Source organism: Sphingomonas arantia (assembly GCF_042682045.1).
Classification (GTDB): domain Bacteria; phylum Pseudomonadota; class Alphaproteobacteria; order Sphingomonadales; family Sphingomonadaceae; genus Sphingomonas_R; species Sphingomonas_R arantia.
On sequence record NZ_JBHUGS010000002.1, the window covers coordinates 945,776 to 964,696 of the forward strand.

At 66.0% G+C, this 18,921-nt stretch carries 19 protein-coding genes; 11 read left to right on the forward strand and 8 right to left on the reverse strand.

Features of this window, described 5'->3' with window-relative positions:
• Positions 1–86 precede the first annotated feature (86 nt).
• Positions 87–1,328: a tetratricopeptide repeat protein gene (locus ACFSGX_RS10105; protein ID WP_380929562.1), complete on the reverse strand. Its 1,242-nt coding sequence runs from the start codon at positions 1,326–1,328 to the stop codon at positions 87–89.
• Positions 1,329–1,511: 183 nt separating this feature from the next.
• On the opposite strand from ACFSGX_RS10105, the gene yaaA reads away from it, so the two are divergent.
• The 3 genes from yaaA to gyrA all read left to right on the forward strand — a co-directional run bounded on the left by yaaA (position 1,512) and on the right by gyrA (position 5,845).
• Complete coding sequence (gene yaaA / locus ACFSGX_RS10110; RefSeq protein WP_380929563.1) at positions 1,512–2,273, forward strand: peroxide stress protein YaaA; 762 nt, start codon at positions 1,512–1,514, stop codon at positions 2,271–2,273.
• A 10-nt stretch (positions 2,274–2,283) separates the two neighbouring features.
• Positions 2,284–2,970: an SDR family oxidoreductase gene (locus tag ACFSGX_RS10115; RefSeq protein WP_380929565.1), complete on the forward strand. Its 687-nt coding sequence runs from the start codon at positions 2,284–2,286 to the stop codon at positions 2,968–2,970.
• 130 nt (positions 2,971–3,100) lie between these two features.
• Positions 3,101–5,845 (forward strand): DNA gyrase subunit A, encoded by a 2,745-nt coding sequence (gyrA, locus tag ACFSGX_RS10120; RefSeq protein WP_380929567.1) that lies wholly within the window; start codon positions 3,101–3,103, stop codon positions 5,843–5,845.
• A gap of 373 nt (positions 5,846–6,218) precedes the next feature.
• Here the strand turns inward: gyrA and ACFSGX_RS10125 are convergent, their stop codons facing one another.
• On the reverse strand, positions 6,219–6,584 hold the full coding sequence (locus ACFSGX_RS10125; RefSeq protein WP_380929569.1) for a DUF952 domain-containing protein: 366 nt from the start codon (positions 6,582–6,584) through the stop codon (positions 6,219–6,221).
• 78 nt (positions 6,585–6,662) lie between these two features.
• Here ACFSGX_RS10125 and trmFO point away from each other — a divergent pair, with 78 nt between their 5' ends.
• Positions 6,663–7,973, forward strand: coding sequence for a methylenetetrahydrofolate--tRNA-(uracil(54)-C(5))-methyltransferase (FADH(2)-oxidizing) TrmFO (gene trmFO, locus ACFSGX_RS10130; protein WP_380929570.1), 1,311 nt, complete (start codon positions 6,663–6,665; stop codon positions 7,971–7,973).
• Positions 7,974–8,075: 102 nt separating this feature from the next.
• On the opposite strand, the gene ACFSGX_RS10135 is transcribed toward trmFO, so the two are convergent.
• Both ACFSGX_RS10135 and ACFSGX_RS10140 read right to left on the reverse strand, forming a co-directional pair.
• Positions 8,076–8,552 (reverse strand): EF-hand domain-containing protein, encoded by a 477-nt coding sequence (locus tag ACFSGX_RS10135; protein ID WP_380929572.1) that lies wholly within the window; start codon positions 8,550–8,552, stop codon positions 8,076–8,078.
• Positions 8,553–8,603: 51 nt separating this feature from the next.
• Positions 8,604–9,278 (reverse strand): squalene/phytoene synthase family protein, encoded by a 675-nt coding sequence (locus ACFSGX_RS10140; RefSeq protein ID WP_380929574.1) that lies wholly within the window; start codon positions 9,276–9,278, stop codon positions 8,604–8,606.
• An 83-nt stretch (positions 9,279–9,361) separates the two neighbouring features.
• Here ACFSGX_RS10140 and ACFSGX_RS10145 point away from each other — a divergent pair, with 83 nt between their 5' ends.
• The 3 genes from ACFSGX_RS10145 to ACFSGX_RS10155 are packed head-to-tail and all read left to right on the forward strand — an operon-like array spanning position 9,362 to position 12,485.
• Positions 9,362–11,254: a TadE/TadG family type IV pilus assembly protein gene (locus ACFSGX_RS10145; protein ID WP_380929576.1), complete on the forward strand. Its 1,893-nt coding sequence runs from the start codon at positions 9,362–9,364 to the stop codon at positions 11,252–11,254.
• A complete protein-coding gene (locus tag ACFSGX_RS10150) occupies positions 11,251–11,847 on the forward strand; it encodes a TadE family protein (RefSeq protein ID WP_380929578.1) in 597 nt (198 codons plus the stop codon). The genes ACFSGX_RS10145 and ACFSGX_RS10150 overlap by 4 nt, the downstream gene beginning before the upstream one ends.
• Positions 11,844–12,485 carry a TadE/TadG family type IV pilus assembly protein gene (locus ACFSGX_RS10155; protein WP_380929580.1) on the forward strand — a complete coding sequence of 214 codons (642 nt, stop codon included), beginning with the start codon at positions 11,844–11,846 and terminating at the stop codon, positions 12,483–12,485. The genes ACFSGX_RS10150 and ACFSGX_RS10155 overlap by 4 nt, the downstream gene beginning before the upstream one ends.
• Positions 12,486–12,535: 50 nt before the next feature.
• On the opposite strand, the gene ACFSGX_RS10160 is transcribed toward ACFSGX_RS10155, so the two are convergent.
• The 4 genes from ACFSGX_RS10160 to eno form a co-directional block, all read right to left on the reverse strand.
• Positions 12,536–13,984 carry a pyruvate dehydrogenase complex E1 component subunit beta gene (locus tag ACFSGX_RS10160; protein ID WP_380929582.1) on the reverse strand — a complete coding sequence of 483 codons (1,449 nt, stop codon included), beginning with the start codon at positions 13,982–13,984 and terminating at the stop codon, positions 12,536–12,538.
• Positions 13,984–15,042, reverse strand: a complete 1,059-nt coding sequence (gene pdhA / locus ACFSGX_RS10165) for a pyruvate dehydrogenase (acetyl-transferring) E1 component subunit alpha (protein WP_157175576.1) — start codon at positions 15,040–15,042, stop codon at positions 13,984–13,986. The genes ACFSGX_RS10160 and pdhA overlap by 1 nt, the downstream gene beginning before the upstream one ends.
• Positions 15,043–15,123: 81 nt before the next feature.
• On the reverse strand, positions 15,124–15,453 hold the full coding sequence (locus ACFSGX_RS10170) for an FtsB family cell division protein (protein ID WP_157175575.1): 330 nt from the start codon (positions 15,451–15,453) through the stop codon (positions 15,124–15,126).
• A gap of 40 nt (positions 15,454–15,493) precedes the next feature.
• A complete protein-coding gene (gene eno / locus ACFSGX_RS10175) occupies positions 15,494–16,777 on the reverse strand; it encodes a phosphopyruvate hydratase (protein ID WP_380929584.1) in 1,284 nt (427 codons plus the stop codon).
• A gap of 149 nt (positions 16,778–16,926) precedes the next feature.
• Between eno and ACFSGX_RS10180 the strand changes: the two genes are divergently transcribed.
• From ACFSGX_RS10180 to ACFSGX_RS10195, 4 genes are read left to right on the forward strand one after another with little or no spacing between them, the layout of a single operon-like run.
• Positions 16,927–17,541: an antitoxin gene (locus tag ACFSGX_RS10180; RefSeq protein WP_380929586.1), complete on the forward strand. Its 615-nt coding sequence runs from the start codon at positions 16,927–16,929 to the stop codon at positions 17,539–17,541.
• On the forward strand, positions 17,538–17,894 hold the full coding sequence (locus tag ACFSGX_RS10185) for a phage holin family protein (RefSeq protein ID WP_380929588.1): 357 nt from the start codon (positions 17,538–17,540) through the stop codon (positions 17,892–17,894). The genes ACFSGX_RS10180 and ACFSGX_RS10185 overlap by 4 nt, the downstream gene beginning before the upstream one ends.
• Positions 17,891–18,301: a hypothetical protein gene (locus ACFSGX_RS10190; protein WP_380929589.1), complete on the forward strand. Its 411-nt coding sequence runs from the start codon at positions 17,891–17,893 to the stop codon at positions 18,299–18,301. The genes ACFSGX_RS10185 and ACFSGX_RS10190 overlap by 4 nt, the downstream gene beginning before the upstream one ends.
• Positions 18,298–18,861 carry a hypothetical protein gene (locus ACFSGX_RS10195; protein ID WP_380929591.1) on the forward strand — a complete coding sequence of 188 codons (564 nt, stop codon included), beginning with the start codon at positions 18,298–18,300 and terminating at the stop codon, positions 18,859–18,861. The genes ACFSGX_RS10190 and ACFSGX_RS10195 overlap by 4 nt, the downstream gene beginning before the upstream one ends.
• Positions 18,862–18,921: the final 60 nt, after the last annotated feature.

Below are 18,921 nucleotides of genomic sequence, written 5' to 3' on the forward strand. Positions count from 1 at the left end.
TCTCCATTCGGGGCCATGAACCGGCCCAAAAGCAAAAGGGCGGCGAAGCCATCGCCCCGCCGCCCCATCATCTGTCCCGGACCGGATCAGGCCTGCTGGTCGAGCCAGATCGTCCAGTACTGCGCCAGACCTGCGCGCGGACCCGTCGTGACCGCGGCGAACGCCTGCTTCGCCGCATCCTTCTGACCCGCCTTGGCCAGTGCCATGCCGAGGCGCGTATTCAGCAGCGCCGGATCGACACCGCCCTTGGTCGCCGCCAGCTTGTACATCTCGGCCGCATTGGTGAAGTCACCATAGCCGAGATAGGCATCGCCGAGCGAAAGCGCGGTCTTGCCCGTGCCCTTCGGCCCGCGTGCCGTCGTGGCCGCCGCACCGAGTGACGCCTTGTCAGCGGCGACCTTCGGCGAAATGATGCCGTTGATCTCCGCCGCGTTGCCGCCCTTGCTCAGGTTGATGACGCCGGCGCGCGTGCCCTCGTCCAGCACGGCCTTCGCCTCGCCCGGGTAACGCAGATAGGTCGCCAGCACATATTCCATATAGTCGCCCTGGCCCTTCATGGCCCCGGCCGCGCGCTGGAACCGCATCAGGTCCAGCTGACCGTCGGCATCCATCGGGTTCAGTTCGCGGTACGTGACCAGCGCATCGCGCCAGTTGCTCGGCGACGGGTAATCCTTGACCCACGCCCGTGTCAGCGCCGAGGTCTGTTGCGGCAGCTTGGCGGTATAGGCCATGCTGATCCCGCGACCGTACCAGTCGGCCGGAACCTTGGTGCCTGCCGCGCGCGAATTGTCGATCGCGGTCTGCAACGTCTGCAACGCCTGCGGCGTCTTGTTCTGCTTGGCCTGCGCCTCGACGAGCAACGCGTAGGCGTTCGGCTCGGTCGTCTTCAGCTCGATTGCCTTGGTCAGCATCTGCTCGGCCTTGGCATAGTTGGCGGCCTTGTACGCCGCCTGCCCGCTGGCGAGGTACAGCGTCGGCAGCTGGTCGGCCGGCGCACGGTTGCTGGCGATCAGCCCGTCGATCGCGGCCTGCTGCGTGGCCGGATTATTGTCGAGCTTCGACAGGTCGAGCGTTACCGCGGCGACATAGTAATTCTCTTCGTCAGTCTTTGCCGCGGCCTTCGCCTCGGTCAGCTTGGCGGCACCGGTGGCGGCATCACCCGCCTTGATCGCGGTCTGCGCGGCGGCCAGCGGTTCGCGGACCTCCTTGCTCAGCTTCGGGCCGGCAGGTGCGGCTTCCTTCTTCGCGGCGATCGCCGGCTGGACCATGACGGCCGCTCCGCCGAACGCCAGCGCGATACCCAACGCGGTCGTGGAAAAATGCTTCATCGCCGTACGGCCTCCTTCTGACGGTGCCCGCGGCGCCGTCTTGATCCCGGCATTAGCTAATGCCGCCCCCGCGTGGGCACAAGTCGTCTCCGCCAGCCGGCGTTGCGCTACGCTGAACCGGGGCCTGCATACGCCGGTTGCGCCGGCTTGGACGGGTGCCGCACATGCGCTACGCCGCGTCGCATGATCGCCGTTATCTCGCCCGCCAAATCGCTCGACTACGAGTCGCCGTTTCCCGACGTCAAACCGACCGCGCCACGGTTCGCGGACGAGGCCGAGACGCTCGCCGCCGCCGCCGCCCGGCTGACGAAGCCGAAGCTGTCGAAGCTGATGCACATTTCCGACACGCTGGCCGCGCTTAACGTCACGCGCTTCCGCGGCTTCATGGACCAGCCGGAACGCCCAGCAATCTACGCGTTCGACGGCGACGTCTATACGGGGTTCGAGGCACGCTCGCTCGAACCCGAGGCGATCGACTATGCGCAGGATCATCTCCGCATCCTGTCCGGGCTCTACGGCCTGCTCCGCCCGCTGGACCAGATCCGCCCCTACCGGCTGGAGATGGGCGTGAAGTGGGCACCCGGTCGCGGCAAGACGATCTACGGCCACTGGGGCGCGAGGATCGCGGACCTGCTCGCCAAGGACCTGCATTCCGATGGCTCCGGCATCATCGTGAACCTCGCCAGCCAGGAATATTGGGGCGCGGTCGCCCCCACCCCGCCGGCCGGCGCGCGGATCGTCGCGATCGATTTCCGCGACGACGGCCCCAAGGGGCTCCGCTTCAACAGCTTCGCCGCCAAGCGCGCCCGCGGCATGATGGCGCGCTACATGTGCGAACATCGCATCGCCGATATCGACGGGCTGAAGTCGTTCGACAGCGACGGCTACGAATTCACTCAGGACGGCTCCGACGACGCGACGCTCCGCTTCGTCCGCGCCCGCTGACCGCCCGGCCATGACCCAGCGCGCGATCGTCATCGGTGCCACCGGCGGGATCGGCGCTGCCCTCGCCGCCGCCCTCACCGAGCAGGGCGCGACCGTCGACGCCCTGTCGCGCAAGGGCGAGCATCGCATCGACATCCTCGACGAGGCCCTCATCGCCGACGCCGCCGCGCGCATCGCGGAGGGTCCAGCCCCCCGGCTGGTAATTGTGGCCACCGGCATGCTCCACGAACCCGGCCTCATGCCCGAACGATCGATCCGCGATCTCGACGGCGACCGCCTGCTGCGCAGCTATGCGCTCAACGCGGTCGGCCCCGCGCTCGTCGCCAAGCATTTCTTGCCCCTCCTCCCCCGCGACGGCCGCTCGGTGTTCGCGGTGCTCGGCGCACGCGTCGGCAGCATCGGCGACAACCGGCTCGGCGGCTGGACCGGCTACCGCATGGCCAAGGCCGCGCTCGCCATGCTCGTCCGCAACATCGCGATCGAGACGACGCGCCGCGCGCCGGAGGCGATCTGCGTCGGCCTCCACCCCGGCACCGTCGCGACCGAACTTAGCCTGCCGTTCCGCCGCAACCTGGCCGAAGGGCAGTTGACGCCACCCGAAACCGCCGCCGCAAACCTGCTTCGCGTGATCGCCGGACTGACCCCGGCGGACAGCGGCAACATGCTCGCCTGGGACGGCCAGACGATCGCCCCGTGATACGGGCTTAAGACCAGCTTTTCCCTCGTTCGCGCCCCCTTGCGGGGTGGCGTTACGGATGCGTTTCGTCTAGGCTCGAGGATCGTCGGGACGTACCCGATCTCCCTGATAACAACCCACGGAAACACACTTGGCCAGCACGCCGCCGATCACGCAGAACAGCGACATTTCCCCGGTCTCCATCGTCGATGAAATGAAGTCGAGCTATCTCGACTACGCGATGTCGGTGATCGTCAGCCGTGCGTTGCCCGATGTCCGCGACGGACTGAAGCCCGTCCACCGCCGCGTCCTCTACGCCTGCCAGGAAGGCGGCTTCGTCCCCGGCAAGCCCTACCGCAAATCCGCCAAGATCGTCGGCGACGTGATGGGCAACTACCATCCGCACGGCGACAGTTCGATCTACGACGCGCTCGCCCGACTGGCGCAGGACTGGTCGATGCGCGTGCCGCTGATCGACGGTCAGGGCAATTTCGGCTCGATGGATCCCGATCCGCCCGCCTCGATGCGCTACACCGAGGCGCGGCTGGCCAAGGTCGCGATGACCCTGCTCGAGGATATCGAGAAGGACACGGTCGATTTCCAGCCGAACTATGACGGCTCGCGCGACGAACCGACCGTGCTCCCCGCGCGCTTCCCGAACCTACTCGTCAACGGCGCGGGCGGCATCGCGGTCGGCATGGCGACCAACATCCCGCCGCATAACCTGGGCGAGGTCATCGCCGCTTGCAAAGCGTATATCGCCGACGGCAGCATCACCTCCGAACAGCTCCACGAGATCGTCCCCGGCCCGGATTTCCCGACCGGCGCCACGATCCTCGGCACGGGCGGCGCGCGCAACGCCTACACCACCGGCCGCGGGTCGATCATCATGCGGTCCGCCTGGGCGGTCGAGGAAGGCCGCGGCGAAAAGCGCGCGATCATCCTCACCGCCATCCCCTACCAGGTCGGCAAGAACCGCCTGGTCGAAGCGATCGCCGATGCGGCGAAGGAAAAGCGGATCGAAGGCGTCAGCGACATTCGCGACGAATCGAACCGCGAAGGTGTCCGGATCGTCATCGAGCTGAAGCGCGACGCGACGCCCGACGTCGTGCTCAACCAGCTCTGGCGCCACACCCCTGCGCAATCGTCCTTCCCGGCCAACATGCTCGCGATCCGCGGCGGCCGGCCCGAACTGCTCAACCTGCGCGACATCATCGAAGCGTTCGTGAAGTTCCGCGAGGAGGTCATCACTCGCCGTTCGAAGTACGAGCTGCTGAAGGCCCGCGAACGCGCGCACATCTTGCTCGGGCTCGTCGTCGCCGTCACCAACCTGGACGAGGTCGTCCGCATCATCCGCGGGTCGTCCAGCCCCGCGGAGGCGCGCGTCAAGCTCAGCCAGCGCGAATGGCCGATCGCCGAAATCGCCAGCTACATCCGGCTGGTCGAGGCGGTCGAGGCCGAGATCGAGGGCGACAGCTACCAGCTGTCCGACATCCAGGTTCGCGCTATCCTCGACCTGCGCCTCCACCGCCTCACCGCGCTCGGCCGCGACGAGATCGGCGACGAGCTTCAGAAGCTCGCGGACTCGATCGGCGAACTGCTCGCGATCCTGGGCGACCGGGCCAAGCTGTACGAGGTCCTCGAAACCGAGCTCGACCAGATCAGCACCGCCTTCGCCACGCCGCGCAAGACGCTGATCGCCCCCGCCGGCGACGACATCGACGACGAGGACCTGATCGAGCGGGAGGACATGGTCGTCACCGTCACGCTTGGCGGCTACATCAAGCGCACCCCGCTCGACGCGTTCCGCACCCAGGCGCGCGGCGGCAAGGGCCGCTCCGGCATGGCGACGAAGGACGAGGACGCCGTCACCCGGCTGTTCGTCACCTCCACCCACACGCCGGTGCTGTTCTTCTCCAGCCACGGCAAGGTTTACCGCAAGAAGGTCTGGCGCCTGCCGGAGGGCGCACCCCAAGCGCGCGGCCGACCGATGATCAACCTTCTCCCACTTGCGACGGGCGAGACGATCACCACCGTCCTGCCGCTGCCGGAGGACGAGGCCGAGTGGGCGAAGCTCCACGTCGTGTTCGCCACCGCGCATGGCGGCGTGCGGCGCAACGCGATGGACGCGTTCGCCAACGTGCCGACCAACGGCAAGTTCGCGATGCGGTTCGACGAGGATGCGACCGATCACCTGATCGGCGTCGCACTGCTGTCCGCCGACGATGACGTCCTGCTCGCCACCCGCGCCGGCCGCGCGATCCGCTTCGCCGGCACCGACGTCCGCGAATTCCAGAGCCGCACCTCCACCGGCGTCCGCGGCATCGCGCTCAAGGACGGCGACGAGGTCATCTCGCTGTCGATCCTCCAGGGCTTCCACGCCACGACCGAGGAACGCGACGCCTATCTGCGCGCCGCGCCGTGGAAGGAAAACGGCAGCGAACCGACGCTCGACGCCGCGCGCATGACCGAGTTCACGGAGGCGGAGGAGTTCATCCTCACCGTTTGCGCCAACGGCTACGGCAAGCGCAGTTCTGCCTATGAATATCGCCGCACCAACCGCGGCGGTCAGGGCATCACCAACATCGATAACCTCGGCCGCAACGGCCCGGTCGTCGCCAGCTTCCCCGCCCATTCCGGCGAACAGCTGATGCTGGTGACCGACCAGGCGAAGCTGATCCGCATGACCGTCGGCGACACCCGCGTCATCGGCCGCAACTCGGCCGGCGTGAAGCTGTTCGACGTTTCCACCGGCGAACACGTCGTCGCCGCCGCCCGCATCGAGGAAAGCGAAGGCGATGCGGAAGTCACGCCCGGCGTGGAAGCCGACCTGACCACGGGCACCCCCGTAGTCGACGAGGCCCCATCGGAAACCCCGGACGGCGAAGACGCATGACACACCCAGCGTATCCCCGCGCAGGCGGGGGCCCAGCTCGAAGCGCGAACCCACACTCCACCCCCGAACCGTTCCCCGGCGGAGGCCGGGGCCTAGACACAACCGTTCCACCCAGGCCCCAGCCTACGCCCGGAAACAACCGACGAACCATCCGCTACGTAGCCCCAGTCGCAGCCCTCATGCTCCTAGCCGCCTGCGACCCCTTCAAACCCGACGACCCCAAATCGGTCATCGTCACCCCGGTCGGCCAATGCCAGAACCTCGGCGGCACCCCCGCAACGCGCAAGGCCAAGGACGGCACCCCGTGGAAGGTCTGCACCTTCCCCGACACACGCGTCTGCGACCTCGAAAAGCTCCGCGTCGACAATCGCTGCTACACGACCGTCCCGGACACCGCCCCGGAAACAACCCCTGGCAACTGATGCACCCCGTCCGCGCCGACCGGCAGCGGATCGACCCCAACCACCGCAGACCACGGCAACGCCGCATAGAGATGCGGAAACAGCTGCCCGCCCCGCGCCGGCTCCCACGCGAGCGGCGTCGGCAACGCATCCTCGTCCACCGACACCAGCACCAGCCCGTCGCGCCCCGCGAAATGCCGCGCCAGCGTGTCGGCCGCCTGCGTCGCCGTGGAAAAATGGATGTAGCCGTCCGCCAGATCGATCTCCGCCCCCGCAAAACTGCCGGCCCGGCGAAACGCATCGGCGGCATCCGCCGTCATGATCTTGTAGATTGTCATGCCGCCGGGATACTGCCGTGGTGGCCGCAAGGAAACCGGGGACTTCACCAACCGCGCCGCAACGCCTAGAGCCGGTCCATGTCCCATCAGATCCACATCATCGGCGGCGGCCTCGCCGGTTCCGAAGCCGCCTGGCAACTGGCCCAGGCCGGCATCCGCGTCCGCCTGTCCGAAATGCGCGGCGTCGAAGGCACGCCTGCACACCACACCGACGATCTCGCCGAACTCGTCTGCTCCAACAGCTTCCGGTCCGACGATCCCGAACGCAACGCGGTCGGCGTCCTCCACGCCGAACTGCGCACGCTCGGCTCGCTCATCATGGCGCAGGCCGACATCCACCGCGTCCCCGCCGGCTCGGCACTCGCGGTCGATCGCGACGCCTTCGCCGCCGGCGTCACCGCCGCGATCGACGCGCATCCGCTGATCGATCTCGTCCGCGAACGCGTCGACACGCTTCCGGAGGGTCCTGCGATCATCGCCACCGGCCCGCTCACCGCGGCACCGCTGGCGGCCGCGATCGGCCAGGCGACAGGCGAAGACGCGCTCGCCTTCTTCGATGCGATCGCGCCGATCGTCCATTTCGACAGCATCGACATGGACACCTGCTGGTTCCAGTCGCGCTGGAACAAGGGCGACGGCAAGGACTACATCAACTGTCCCATGAACCGCGAGGAATATGCCGCCTTCCACGCCGGGCTGATCGCCGGTGAGAAGGGCGAATTCAAGGAATGGGAGAAGAACACCCCCTATTTCGACGGCTGCATGCCGATCGAGGTCATGGCCGAACGCGGGTTCGACACGCTGCGCTACGGCCCGATGAAGCCGGTCGGGCTCGACGATCCGCGCACCGGCCGCTGGCCACACGCCGTCGTCCAACTGCGCCAGGACAACGCGCTCGGCACGCTGTGGAACATTGTCGGCTTCCAGACCAAGCTGAAGCATGCCGAACAGGTCCGGCTGTTCCGCACCATCCCAGGCCTCGCCAACGCCGAATTCGCGCGGCTTGGCGGCCTGCACCGCAACACCTTCCTGCAGGCACCCAAGCTGCTCGACGGCACGCTGCGACTGAAGAACGCCCCGAACATCCGCTTCGCCGGCCAGATCACCGGCTGCGAAGGCTATATCGAATCGGCCGCGGTCGGCCTCCTCGCCGGACGTTTCGCCGCGGCCGAACTGGCCGGGACCGAAGCACCGCCTCCGCCGCCGACCACCGCACTCGGCGCGCTGCTCGGCCACATTACCGGCGGGGCGAAGGCGGACACCTACCAGCCGATGAACGTCAATTTCGGCCTGTTTCCGCCACTCGAAGGCGTCGCGAAAAAGGTCGACCGCAAACCCCTCATGGCCGCCCGCGCCCGCGCCGCCCTTGAAAGCTGGATCGCCGCCTAAACACATCGCGCCCACCCAAACTACGCCAACCCGTTTGGTTCGAGCCTGTCGAGAACTCTGCACAGCGTTCTCGACAGGCTCGAACCAAACGGCACTTGGAGACTAGCTCTCCTCATCCCGCTCCGCCGGCGCGGCCACCGGCGGACACTTCGTCCGCGAAGCCGTCTTCCGCACCACCCGCGTCGTCGCGAACTCCACCGGCGTCAGCACGCCCGTCCGGTCCGCATCCGCGCCCGCGAACTTAGCCAGCGCCTTCACCGAATATTCCTCGAACGACAGCCGGCCGTCCTTATTCGCGTCCAGCTTTGCGAACGCCTTCTGCCGGCTGACCAGATATTCGGCCCGCGCAATCCCGCCATCCTTGTCCTTGTCGTACCGGCCGAAGCGCTTCTCCTCGCGCGTCTTGGCGCTCGCGGCCGGCGGCTCGCCGATCGGCGCATCCTCGCCCGCCGCCCCACGCGTCATCGCGACCGGCGCAGGCGGGATCACATCCGCCGCCCGCCCGGCCCCCTTCCACCAGAATAGCACGCCCGTCATCAGCAGCATCGCTGCCGCCGCCCCCATCAGGAACCGCCCCATGTTCATCCCCTTTGACGAAAGGCTAACCGAACGGCTTGTCAGCGCCAAGCCCTAGCGTCCGACCAACCGATATCGCAGCAACCGGCCGATCCGTGCCGGCGACCCGCGGCGGGCAAACTCCGCTCCGCCCCCCGCGGCGTCGATCCGCGCCAGCATCCCAAGCATCCCGAGCACACGCAGGGACGTAGGAACCCGTCCGTCCCAGCCGTCGAACGTCCCACCCGCCAGTCGCAGCGCCGCCTTCCGGACCTCCATGTCCCGCGTTCCACGCGCCAGATCGACCAGGCCCCAGCCCGCCCCGATCCGCCGCGCCAACGCCGCATCGCCACCCAGCACCTCTGCTACCAGGCTGAACAGTTCGGCACCGCGTTCGCGCCACCCCGCCAAATCGTCCCCCTCGTCGGCCAGCACGCCGCCCCACGCTTCCGGCAGCGCCGCGATCCGTTCACCGCGCACATGCGGCAGCAGCACGTCCGCGACATGCCGCAGTAACGGTTCGGCCGGCGGCGACGCATCGTCCAGCCTGCCCAGCGCGTCGCGCCACCATGCCATCCGGAGCATCCCGATCGATGGCTCGCTCGTGGTCGACACCACCGTCCCCAGCCGGGCATCGACCCGCCACAACGCGCCCACCGCCTGCCTTACCGGGGGGGCAAGATAGGCAAGCACAAGCGCTCGTTCGGGATCCTCAGGAATCTCGGTCGGCGGCGAATCTGCGTCGTTCATAAGGCGCCCATGACCCTTCCCATCCCCAATGGCAAACACGCCGTTAACCCTGTCGGTTAGCCAGATCGTACACTCCCGCTGCCATGGTCGCATCGAAACGCCGCCAGGTACGGCATAGGCACGAGAAGCAGGTAACGACAGTGGCGAGGCAGCGGGAAACGCGCACGAACCGTGCGGCGGGCGGGTTACTCCGCCGACTGCAACGGGATGCCAGCGGCAATACGCTGGCGATCATGGCGGCCGCAATGATTCCGCTCGCCGCCGTGGTCGGGTCGGGCATGGATCTCGCCCGCACCTACCTCGTCCAATCGCGCCTGCAACAGGCCTGCGATGCAGGCGTGCTGGCCGGTCGCCGATCAATGACCGGGATCGTCCTCTCAAGCGCGGACAAGGCCCAGGCGAACAATTTCTTCAACTTCAATTTTCCCTCGGACATGTTTCGGGATGTGGTCCGGACATTCATTCCGACGGACGGAGCCGCTGGTGCCGTCGTTGGCACCGCGACCGCCCGCGTCCCGATGACGCTGATGAGCCTGATCTTCAAGAAACCAGTGATCAACCTGGCCGTCAACTGCGAGTCCCGCCTCGATATCGCGAACACCGACGTCATGTTCGTCCTCGATGTCACTGGCTCGATGGCCTGTACGGCAAGTGATAGCACTAGTGCATGCTTAAGCCACGTAGGTTCCGTCGGTTATCGGAAAAGTGGAAGCTACTGGCTGGTACCCGAGAAATCGGGATCCCGTATTGCCGCTCTCCGCACGGCGGTCGGCCTGTTCTATGATGCATTGGCTAGTTCGGCGGGACAGAATACTCGTTTACGGTTTGGGTTCGTTCCGTATTCGACAACCGTCAACGTGGGCGACTTGATCCCCGCGGCTTACATAACGAAAAACTGGAACTACCAATCGCGGTACGTCCCGGAATGGTACGGTCGAAGCGGCCCGGTCAGTCGGTTCTCATTCAACTGTCGTAACTTCGAGCAGGCACGAACGCCGCGTACGGGTTACGACAGCAATGGCCGCGCGCAAGCCGTGACGGTCGAGGGCACCATCGGGTTTTGCAACGTGACGACGATCACGTATCGCCCGAACTACGCGGCTGACACACCCGAGTTCGACAACTGGCGCTACGAACAAGTGGCGTATGACCTTTCCAAGCTCACGGGCACCGGGACGGTCAACTATAGCGACCTTGCCTATCCAAAACTCGTCTGGGGCAAGTGCATTGAAGAAGCGATGACCAGTCCGAGCAGCAGCTTCTCTATGACGAAGAACCCGGATTTGAATATAGATCTTGTGCCCGACGAAGACGCAAACCGTTGGCATCCTTATCTTCCTGACTTGATTCACGGTCGGAAGACTCTGGCCGGAGAGTTCGTTCTAAATCCACCATCGAGTACCGAGTACCCGCAACCCTCGCTCGGGGTGGGTAACGCCTCGTGTCCTAAAGCGGCGCAGAAGCTCAAGGAAATGAAGAAGGCCGACATTACGGACTATACCAGCGCGGCTAAAGGCTTCGTTCCGCATGGCGGCACTTATCATGACATAGGCATGATCTGGGGCGGTCGCCTTCTCTCGCCAGACGGCCTGTTCAAGGCTGATAACGCCAGCCCCAACGGGCAGGAAATTAATCGTAACATCGTTTTCATCACTGATGGCGACATGCAACCAGGTGCTGGAACATACAGCGCATATGGGATGGAAAAACTCGACCGGCGGGTCATGGGCACATCGGGGAATGACGATACCTCGATGAAGGCCCGTCACAATGCCCGTTTCCTCAACGTCTGCAATTCCATCAAGGACAAACAGATCACGATCTGGGTCGTCGCCTACGCCCAGACGATGACGGACGAACTGAAGGAATGCGCCACCGACGCAAGTCATGCGATTTCGGCGCCGACTGACGCCGTCCTGAAGACGCGACTGGCCGACATCGCTACCAGAATCGCTGCGCTCAGGTTGAGCAAGTGACGAAGCCGCGTACGATCGCAACCCTGTTCGTCGATCACCGTGGCGCAACGATCATCGAATTCGCCATCGTGGCGCCGGTCCTGATCATCCTGCTCTTCGGCCTGCTCGATCTTGGCTACGACGTGTACGTCAAGGCTCAGTTGGAAGGCGCGATGGAACAGGCAGGGCGTAACTCCACACTGGAAACCAACGCGAAGAGCGGCGCGGCGATCGATGCATTCGTCGAGTCCCGCGTGCGCAACGTCGTCTCCCGCGCCACGTTCGTACCCAAAAGAATGGCCTATGCCGCGTTCAAGGACGTCCAGAAGGAAGAGAGCTACAGCGACAACAAACCCGCCAATGGCCGCTACGATCTGGGTGAGTGCTTCGAGGACGTGAACGGCAACCAGAGGTGGGACGCCGACCTCGGGCGCACCGGTCAGGGTGGCGCCAACGACGTCGTGCTATATTCCATGACGGTGAAGTACGATCGCCTGATGCCGTCGAGCGTGCTGCTGGGGCTCAGTCAGCGCGTCCAGGTGACGGCGTCGACCGTCCTCCGCAACCAGCCCTATGACGATCAGGTCATCCCGACGGTGGTGAAATGCAAATGAGGCGCCGCCGACTGCGGTCGATCGCTGCGGATACGCGCGGTCTCGCCCTGCTCGAATTCGCCTTGTCTCTGCCGATCGTGCTGACCCTCGGTACACTCGGCATCGAGATCGCGAACTACGCGCTGATCAACATGCGGATGAGCCAGATCGCGCTCAATCTCGCCGACAACATCTCACGTGCCGGGGAAGCCAGTCAGTTGGCGCTGACCAGATTGCGGGAGTCCGATGTCAACGATGCGTTCCAGGCGGCGCGGCTGCAGGGTTCATCCTACGCGCTGACGACCCGCGGTCGGATCGTGCTGTCATCGCTGGAACAGAATTCGTCCCTGGCTCAGTATATTCACTGGCAACGTTGCGTCGGGACCGCCCGCTACAATTCCACATTCGGCGTACAGGGCGCCGTCGTCACGAACGGCATGGGTCCTGCGAAAGGCGTCAAGATCAAGGCGCCGCTGGACAGCGCGGTCATGTTCGTCGAACTGACCTACGACTACCGGCCGCTCTTCCTGAACAATATTCTGTCAGGCAAACAGCTTCATTATACCGCTGCGTTCCTGGTGCGCGATCGGCGCGATCTCTCCGGCACCGGCTTGAGCAACGACACGACGGCCAGCACCTGCGACAAATACGCCGCCTGACTTCGGCTCGGGCGCGTCAGCGGGCGGGGTCTTTACCCCGCCCGGACCACTCAGCGGTAGCAGACCGTCTTAACCGCCTTCACCACATCGTCCGCCTTGAGCAGCGCGGCCTTTTCCAGGTTCGCGGCATAGGGCATCGGCACGTCGACATTGGTCACGCGCAGGACCGGCGCGTCGAGGTCGTCGAACCCTTCCTCCATCGCGATCGCAGCAATCTCGGCACTGATCGAACAGGTCGGCCAGCCTTCCTCGACGCAGACGATCCGGTTGGTCTTGGCCAGGCTCGCCAGCACGGTCTGCTTGTCGAGCGGGCGGAGCGTGCGCAGATCGATGACCTCCGCCTCGATGCCCTCGGCGGCCAGCTTGCCCGCCGCGTCCGTCGCGACCGCGACACCGATCGAATAGGTCACGATCGTCACGTCGCTGCCCTCGCGCACGATCCGCGCCTTGCCGATCGGCAGGACGTAGTCGTCCAGCGCCGGCACGTCGAAGCTCTGCCCGTACAGCAGCTCGTTCTCGAGGAACACGACCGGGTCCTGCGACCGGATCGCCGCCTTGAGCAGACCCTTGGCATCCGCCGCGCTGTACGGCGCGATCACGATCAGGCCGGGGACGCTGGCATACCACGGCGCGTAGTTCTGCGAATGCTGCGCACCGACGCGCGCCGCCGCACCATTGGGACCGCGGAACACGATCGGGCACCGCATCTGGCCGCCCGACATGTAGTTGGTCTTGGCCGCCGAGTTGATGATGTGGTCGATCGCCTGCATGGCGAAATTGAACGTCATGAATTCGATGATCGGCTTCAGACCACCCATCGCCGCGCCCGTCCCGACGCCGGCAAAGCCGTATTCGGTGATCGGCGTGTCGATGACGCGCTTGTCGCCGAACTCGTCGAGCAGGCCCTGCGTCACCTTGTACGCGCCCTGATACTGCGCGACTTCCTCGCCCATCACGAAGATGCGGTCGTCGGCGCGCATTTCCTCGGCCATCGCGTCGCGCAATGCCTCGCGGACGGTCGTCTTGACCATCTCGGTCCCTGCCGGAACCTCCGGATCGGCGATCTTGATCTTCTCAGCAGACGCGACCAGCGCGTGCGTCCCGCTTTCGGCGCTTTCGGGCGCACCCGTTTCGGGGCTCGGCGCACGACCGGTATCGGCCGGAGTCTCGTCAACCGACGGAGACTGGTCCGGCGTGGCCTGCTCGGCGGCGGGCGCAGCGGCCCCACCGGAGGCGGATACGGTCGCCGCGTCCTCACCCTCTTCGGCGATGATCGCGATCACCGTACCGACCTTCACCGCGTCGGTGCCCTCGGCGACCAGGATCTTGGCGATGACGCCTTCGTCCACCGCCTCGAATTCCATCGTCGCCTTGTCGGTTTCGATTTCGGCCATGATGTCACCGGACGCGACGGTGTCGCCTTCCTTGACCAGCCATTTGGCAAGCGTGCCTTCCTCCATCGTGGGGGAAAGCGCGGGCATCTTGAGTTCGATCGCCATCAGTAGGTTTCCACCAGCACGTCGGTATGAAGTTCGGACAGGTCCGGCTCGGGCGACTGTTCAGCGAAGTCCGCGGCGTTCGCCACGATCGTCTTGATGTCCTTGTCGATCGCCTTCATCTCGTCCTCGGTCACGCCGATCGCCTCCAGCTCGCGCTTCACGGCGTCGATCGGGTCGGACTTGTCCCGCATCGACTGCACCTCGTCGCGCGACCGGTACTTGGCCGGATCGGACATCGAGTGACCGCGATAGCGATAGGTCTTGAGTTCGAGCAGGATCGGACCCTTGCCGGACCGCGTCCATTCGATCGCGGTCTCGGCAGCACCACGCACCGCCAGCACGTCCATGCCGTCGACCTGGATGCCCGGAATGCGGAAGCTTTCGCCGCGCAGGTACAGCTGGTCCTCGGCCGATGCGCGGTTCACGCTCGTGCCCATCGCATATTGGTTGTTCTCGATGACGAAAATGACCGGCAGCTTCCACAGCTCGGCCATGTTGAACGCTTCGTACACCTGGCCCTGGTTGGCCGCACCATCGCCGAAATAGGCGAGGCACAGTCCGCCGTCGCCCTTGTACTTGTGGCCGAAGCCCAGCCCGGCCCCCAGCGAAACCTGCGCGCCGACGATGCCGTGCCCGCCGTAGAACTTATGTTCCACGGAGAACATGTGCATCGACCCGCCTTTGCCCTTGGAGATCCCCGCAGCGCGGCCGGTCAGTTCGGCCATGATTATCTTCGGATCGATCCCGTAGGCGAGCATGTGACCATGGTCGCGGTACCCGGTGATGACCGAGTCCTTGCCGACTTCCAGCGCGGACTGCAGCCCGACCGCCACGGCTTCCTGGCCGATATACAGATGGCAGAAGCCACCGATCAGGCCGAGACCGTACAACTGGCCGGCCTTTTCCTCGAACCGGCGGATGAGCACCATCTGGCGGTAGAATTCGAGCAGTTGTTCTTTCGTGGCCTCGAACCGCACCGGCTGCTGCGGGCGTTCACGGTTCGGTGTCGCGGGAGGGGCCTCGGCCTCTTCACCGCGGGGCTGCACTGCCTTTGCCAAGCGTCCGGCTCCTGTCGTTTGAAACGTCGTGGCCGCGGTCTAGGCCACCACCGGGCGTTCCGCAACGTCCCCGGCCACCTTTTACCGGTTCTGCAGGATCACCTCATCCTCACGAACCTGATCGGTTCGCGACCGGACGAGTTCGTCGGCAAGGTCCGGGTCCACGCCCTTGCGCGGGTCAAGAAGGTCGGACCGGTGCTGCAGTCGTGCCCGCTCCGCCTCGACCTTCGCCAACTCCGCCTCACGCGCCACCCGCTCGGTCTTGTAGTCGCCCCAGGCCAGCAGTCCGTTCTGGCCGATCACCGCCGCCAGCACGAAATAGACGATGATCAGCACGACCGCCGCCGGCGCCGCCGCCGCCAGCACGAGCCCGATCGTCGAACGCCGCGGTGCCCCGCCCGGCCTGCTCATCGTCTACGCCTGCTCATCGCCTATCCCCCGCTCGGTTGCGTCAGGCGGTCCGTCGCAGGATCGACCGGCCGGCATATTCCGCCACGATGCCCAGCTCTTCCTCGATCCGGATCAGCTGGTTGTACTTCGCCAACCGGTCCGACCGCGCGAGCGAGCCCGTCTTGATCTGCCCGCAATTCGTCGCGACCGACAGATCGGCGATCGTCGAGTCCTCGGTCTCGCCCGACCGGTGCGACATCACCGCGGTATAGCCCGCGCGCTGCGCCATCGACACCGCCTGCAACGTCTCGGTCAACGTCCCGATCTGATTGACCTTCACCAGCAGCGAATTGGCAAGCCCGTCGCGGATCCCCTGCCCCAGCCGCTCCGGATTGGTGACGAACAGATCGTCGCCGACCAGCTGCGTCGTGTGCCCGATCTTGTCGGTCAGCAGCTTCCAGCCCTCGAAATCATCCTCGCCCATTCCGTCCTCGATCGAGAAGATCGGATAACGCGCCGCCAGGTCCGCCAGATAATCCGCCATTTCGGCCGGCGACAGCACGCGGCCCTCGCCGTCGAGATGATAGGCCCCGTCGCGGAAGAACTCGGTCGCGGCGCAATCCAGCGCCAGCATCACGTCGTCACCCGGGCGATACCCGGCCTTCTCGATCGACTGCATGATGAAATCGAGTGCCTCGACCGGGCTGCCGATGTTGGGCGCGAACCCGCCCTCGTCGCCGACCGAGGTCGACAGGCCCTTGTCGTGAAGACCCTTCTTCAACGTGTGGAAGATCTCGGCACCGCACCGCACCGCCTCGACCATGTTCTCCGCACCCACCGGCACGATCATGAATTCCTGGAAATCGATCGGATTGTCGGCATGCATCCCGCCGTTGATGATGTTCATCATCGGCACCGGCAGGACATGCGCCGACACGCCACCGACATAGCGGTACAGCGGCAAACCGCGTGCTTCCGCCGCCGCCTTCGCGGTCGCGAGACTCGCACCCAGGATCGCGTTCGCGCCGATCCGGCCCTTGTTGGGCGTACCGTCCAGCTCGATCATCGTCGTGTCGATCGCGGCCTGGTCCTCCGCGTCGATCCCGATGATCGCGTCGGCCAGCTCGCCGTTCACCGCGTCGATCGCCTTGTCGACGCCCTTGCCCAGCCAGCGCGTCTTGTCTCCGTCGCGCAGTTCGACCGCCTCGTGCGCGCCGGTCGATGCACCGGACGGCACCGCGGCCCGACCGAAGCTGCCGTCTTCCAGCGTTACGTCCACCTCGACGGTCGGGTTGCCCCGGCTGTCGACGATCATGCGGGCGTGGACATCGACGATTGCGGTCATGGAAGTGGCCTTTCGCGGGTGGACAGACGGGTTGCTGCGCCTCCTACCGGGCCGCTCCGCCGCTGGCAAATAAGCGATGCGACGAATGGAACGGGGCGGCACCATGTCGGTTGTCGTCTCGATACCGCAACAATCGATCGGAGAAGAACATGGCTATCGGCGACACCCGCCTCCCCGAGGGCACCGACAGCATCATCGGCGGAAGCTCGGTCGGCAACGACCTGTCCTCCACCGGCGGCCTTAGCTCCACCGCACCTGGCTTCGACAACAAGCCCACCCCGGCACCGGCCGCCACCGCGCGCGATACGCTGGAAGAGGCCAAGGCAACCGTGACCGAGAAGACCACCGAGCTGCGCAGCCAGGCCGCCGACAAGGCGCGTTCCTACGCCATCATGGGCAAGGACCGCGCGGTCGAGGGACTCGACAACGTCCAGCGCATGATCGACGACGCCGCCGATACGCTCGACGAGAAGCTGGGCGGACAGTTCGGCGACTATATCCGTCAGGCCGGCGCCAGCGTCACGACGCTGTCCGACGCGATCCGCGACAAGGACGTCGACGAACTTCTTGACGACACGCGCGACCTCGTCCGTCGCAGCCCCGGCATCGCGATCGGTGCGGCTGCCGCGATCGGTTTTCTGATCGCTCGCGTCGCGAAGGTTGGCCTCGACCCGGAACCGCACACCCCGACGACGGGCGGCGTCACTCCGGTCGCGCCCGTGTCGACGGGTAGCTCGCTGGCCGGAACGCGTCCTTCGGCATGACGCAGCGCCACGATTCAGACGACGAAACGGTCGCCGGCCTTGTGCATCGGCTGGTCGATGACGGCCGGACCTATGTCCGCGCCGAACTCGACGTGGTCCGGGCCACGGCGAGCGCAAAGATCGCTGCGACCAAGATGGCCGTCGTCGTCGGGATCGCGGCTATCTTCGTCGTGCAGGCCGGACTGACCGTCCTGTTCATCGCGCTCGGTTCTGTGCTGGCTTTGCTGATGCCGATCTGGGCGGGGCAATTGCTCGCGGCGGTTATCGCGTTCGCGGTTGCGGGCTTGATGGTGAAATACGCCATCTCCCGCTTCTCGACCGGTGCAGCCACTCCGGTGGGTGACGCGTCATGAGCGGCTCCCCCGAAGTCATCGCCGCAAAGGCGCGCGCGGCTGCTGCTCGCATGCGTCTCGACGGTACGGTGGCGGAACTGAAGACCCGGCTTCAACCGTCGACGTTGGCGCATAACGTTTGGGCCGATACGGTCGATCGCGGTGCCGATGCCTGGGATGTTACCGTGGAACGCGGCACCGAAAGTCTTGCCCTGGCCGTCGACAAGGCGACCGAGGCCGGTGAAGCCGCGTTCGCCTATGCACAGAAGCGCCCGGGCGTTGTCGCCGCCGCTGCCGGCGCTGCCATTGCCTTGCTCGCTGGCCCGTCGCTCATCCGCCGCGCGCTGCGGTCCCCGCCCCCCAAACCCATTCCAACGAATCCGCCGCGTCTGACCGGCCCGATTCCTCATCTGGAGACACGCTCATGATCACCCCAGTCAACGACGACCATGCCGAAGGCCGTCTGGCCGCTGCCGCTCACAAGGTGAGCGACGCCGCCGCGTCCGCGGGTCATGCAGTGAGCGAAACCGCCACCGCTGCCGCCGACAAGGTGAGCGACGCCGCGCACGCAGCGAAGGTAAAGGCCGCCGACACCGCCGCCGTGATCCGCGACAAGGCCGCCGATGCCTACGACGCGGCGCGCGACAAGGCGTCGACGGCACGCGAGACTGCCGCGACCGGCTTCGACTCCGCACCGCTCGCCGTCCTCGCCGGCGGCATCGCACTCGGTGCGATCCTGGGTGCCCTGCTCCCGCGTACGGAGCGTGAAACCGAACTGCTCGGCCCGGTCGCGGCCAAAGCCGCCGACGCTGCACGCTCGGCCTTCGTCGCCGCCAAGTCGGCCGGGCAGGACAAGCTCGACGAACTCGGCATCAACAAGGAAGCCGCCCGCGCGAAGGTCGATCAGCTGGTCGATACCGCCAGCCAGGCTGCAACCTCGGCCGGCGCAGCCGCCAAGGATGCCGTCCGCACCCGCACCGACGTCTGACCGCGGGTCGCCGCGGAACCGACAGGTTCAACGGCGGTTCACTGATCAGAGACTACGGCG